The organism is Oligoflexus sp. (genome assembly GCF_035638955.1).
GTDB lineage: Bacteria > Bdellovibrionota_B > Oligoflexia > Oligoflexales > Oligoflexaceae > Oligoflexus.
Map to the genome: position 1 here is coordinate 1 of NZ_DASQYZ010000219.1, position 3,616 is coordinate 3,616.

Genomic DNA, 3,616 nt, shown 5'->3' on the forward strand with positions numbered 1-3,616 from the left:
AGTACACGCCTCAAACGAATGCCCGGGGATGTACGTGTTTTCTCGCAAAAGGGAAATGCATGATTTCAGGCGCAGGATAATTGCCTCTCTGTGAGCCAGAGAGATTCTGTTCTCAAACAAAAACTTTGCGTGACAGGGCCAGAATCGTGTCATAGACTCGGCTCAAAATTCCCTTTTCCAGGACATCAGTTCCCATCAATGGAGCACGACGCAGGCAGGCATATGCATCAGCGATCCAAGTCCAAGACCATTCTCATTGTGGAGGACGACCCGGAGTTGCGCGATCTTCTTGTGGAGTCGTGCTTAAGCCTTACAAGGCTTGTCATTGAAGCAGCAAATGGGGAAGAGGCCCTTAAACTTTTTCATAGTCATAAAATCGACGCTATACTATCAGACAACAATATGCCGTTTTTAAGCGGAATGGAGCTTCTTCAAAAAATCAGAGAGGAAGGATCCGATGTGCCGTTTGTGTTCCTGACAGGAGGCATGAGTGCAGGGGACGCAGAAAAAGCAAAGGCGCGCGGTGCTGCCAAGGTTCTATCCAAACCCTATAAGGAAGACGATGTAATTGCAATCCTGAAACTAATGATTGGTCCATGAAAAGTTTTATATCATCATCTCAATTTCCAACGGCTTCGGATTTTTCGTAAAACGTTCCACTGTGTCAATGAGCTGAGGCTGACTTAAAGGCTTTGTCAGAAGAAAATTGCATCCTGAGGCCATTGTTTTTTCAACCTCGTCGCGCATTGTCAAAGCAGTAAGAGCAATAATAGGACCCTTGAACCCTCGTCTGCGAAGGTCGCGGGTTGCATTATAGCCATCCATCACAGGCATATGCATGTCCATTAAAATCAGACCATAGTGTCTTTGCATTGCACGATGCGTAGCATCAAGCCCATTTTCGACGACTTCAACCTCCGATCCTTCATTTTGGAGATAACGCTTTACGAGGAATTGACTGTCCGGTGCATCTTCAGCCAGAAGAATTCTGGTTCCCTTGAGTCTTTGTAAGGTGGAGGACGCGGGCAGGGGTTCCGGACTCTTTTCATCCTGCCTGCTGAGCTGTGCCTCCCCACCGGTGTCACCAGCTCCAATCGTTATGACGAAGCTGCTGCCCTTCTCCGGCTCGCTCCAATTTAAAACGATATCCCCGCCGAGCAGCCGGGCAAGCTTCCGGGAAATTGCGAGTCCGAGGCCGGTGCCTCCATATCGTCTAACGATCGAGCTGTCGAGCTGCATAAAGGGTTCAAAAAGCGCCTTTCGATTTTCTTCAGAGATCCCTTTGCCCGTGTCTTCAACAGTGAAACTGACCTTATCGATTTCCTCTGGCACCACTGCCGGAATATATTTAACTGAGAGCGCAACCTGCCCTTTTTCTGTAAACTTGACAGAGTTTCCAATGATGTTGAAGAGTATTTGCCTGAGCCGCAACGGATCAGTCTCAAGAATATCCGGGATGGATTCCTCCAGAGAAACCCTGATGGGGATTTTTTTCTCGTTCGCTTTGAGCTCGAGTGTGGCCACCACCTCCTGAATAAGACGCCTTGGATCGACCTTAAGAAATTCCACATCCATCTTTCCTGCCTCAATTCTGCCTATATCGAGGACGTCCCCGATCAGGTCAGCAAGCTGATGACCATTGCGAAGGATCGCATCGGTAAACTGTGCACGCTCCCCGTTGGTGAGACGCCCATCTTTCAGAAGCTCAGCGAAGCCAAGAATTGCTCCAAGAGGAGTTCGAAGTTCATGGGAGACGCTCGAAAGAAACGCGCTTTTTGTCCGACTGGCCTCCTCGGCAGCATCCTTGGCTTTTTGAAGGTCTTCAGCAAACGTTCTGGATTCGGTGATATCCGTGCTGGTCCCGAACCAGCGCAGAATCTCGCCGTCTTCATTTCGGATGGGGAGGGCGCGGGTGAGAAACCAGCGCCACTGACCATTTGCTTTTCGCAAAGGAAAGGTATCCTCAAAGGGGCTGCCGGACTTCAGGGCCTCTCTGAAACCTGCAGTGACGCGATCCACATGATCAGGATGATGGACTTTTGTCCACCCCCATTCCGCAACGACTTCGAATTCGGTTCCTGTGTAGTCATACCACCGCTGATTGAACCAAAAAAAGGAGCCATCCCGGTCCGCCATCCAGGCGAGCTGCGGGATACTATCGGCCAGACCTTTAAAAAGTGATTCTGTGGACCTGACATCAGTAAAATCCCGCGCGACGCAATAACAAAACTTTTTATCTGAATCGATGCTTGCTGACCAGCGCAGCCATCTATATCCACCATCCTTGCCAATAAACCTGTTTTCAAAACTAACTTCGCTCGTATCTGATAGAAGCCTCTCGACCATGGCCATGGTCCCGGCCCTGTCATCGGGATGGACAAAATCCAGCCAGGGTTTGGTCGTTAACTCTGAGGCTGAAAAGCCTAGACATTTTTCCCAGGCTGGGTTAACGCGCTTGAGCTGACCGTCGATCCCGGCAATGCAAAGAAGGTCGACAGAGAGATCAAAAAAACGATCACGTTCTGCCTCAGCAATCTTCCGCGCTGAAATATCAATATTGATTCCGGCCATATGCAGAGCTTTCCCAGCCTCATCATATAAAATCTGTCCCCTGGAGAAAATCCAGTGAACGCTTTTATCCGGCCAGGATACTCTGAATTCGGCCTCAAATTCGCAGCTTTTAATGCTCATGGCGTGGTCAATGATCGTTTCGATCTCACGAAGATCTTGCGGATGAATGATGCGCTTGAAGGACTCGAAATCCTCGGGTGGGCTGACGCCATAAACCGCCGCACCGTTGCCAAACCAGAGAATTTTCCCAGTAACAAAAGATATATCCCAGGCTATAGCCTTGGCCGCTTTTTGAGTGAATTCAAGATGCCTTTGGCTTTTATAACGTTCGCCTGATTGTCCCAATGATTTATTATCAGACTTCATGTTTGAGATTATTCCCACGACTTTGGCCACAACAACGTCCAGGGCAAAACCCAGATGAGCAGGTATGTTCAGAAGATGTCTCAAAGGTTTGAGAACCTCCGGGAAAGGATTTGTCGCATGGACAATACTCCAGACAAGGCATTCACCAGGCTCTGCCTCTCTCTTCATGTGAAAGCTTTTGCGGCCGGGTCGGGTTTTCCATGAATGTTATATTCGTGCCCGTGGTATAACTTATCCATAAATTCACGCATAACGTTCGCCGGACTGACCCTATCACCCCGTGAGCAGGTGCATTTGAACGCCACACTTCCGAAGCGTATCGTAAAACTCAGAGCAAAAGTCAAGCTTTAGGCGATGGACTGGACCAAACTGCTCATTGCAAACAGCATGGACCTTTCCATATAGTCTGAGTTGCAGGTACAGCATCTTCAGCGAGCACAGCAGGGCAAAGGGTCTTCAGATCATATGTAAAAGTTTGCACCTGATCTGACAGGTTCGGGATCGCGTCTCGACTTGGCCGGACACTGAGATAGTGTGTGCCGTAAGACGGAATGTCGCCGCCTTTCTGCTCTCAATGGTTGTCCTAAAACGTTAGGTTGCTGACCCTAAGCCTCATGTGTGGCAAGCTGGGATTTTTTAGGAGGACACTATGCTCGTTATGACATTCGCACTCACAACG

At 49.1% G+C, this 3,616-nt stretch carries 2 protein-coding genes; one reads left to right on the forward strand and one right to left on the reverse strand.

The window, feature by feature from the left end; genetic code table 11:
• Positions 1–222: 222 nt before the first annotated feature.
• A complete protein-coding gene (locus VE954_RS20165; protein WP_324956085.1) occupies positions 223–600 on the forward strand; it encodes a response regulator in 378 nt (125 codons plus the stop codon).
• 6 nt (positions 601–606) lie between these two features.
• Here VE954_RS20165 and VE954_RS20170 read toward each other — a convergent pair whose 3' ends face one another.
• Positions 607–3,021, reverse strand: a complete 2,415-nt coding sequence (locus VE954_RS20170) for a PAS domain-containing protein (protein ID WP_324956087.1) — start codon at positions 3,019–3,021, stop codon at positions 607–609.
• Positions 3,022–3,616: the final 595 nt, after the last annotated feature.

Bases quoted from the DNA above. Each gene is read 5' to 3' on its own strand.
- VE954_RS20165 (WP_324956085.1), top strand. From the start codon at position 223: ATGCATCAGCGATCCAAGTCCAAGACCATTCTCATTGTGGAGGACGAC.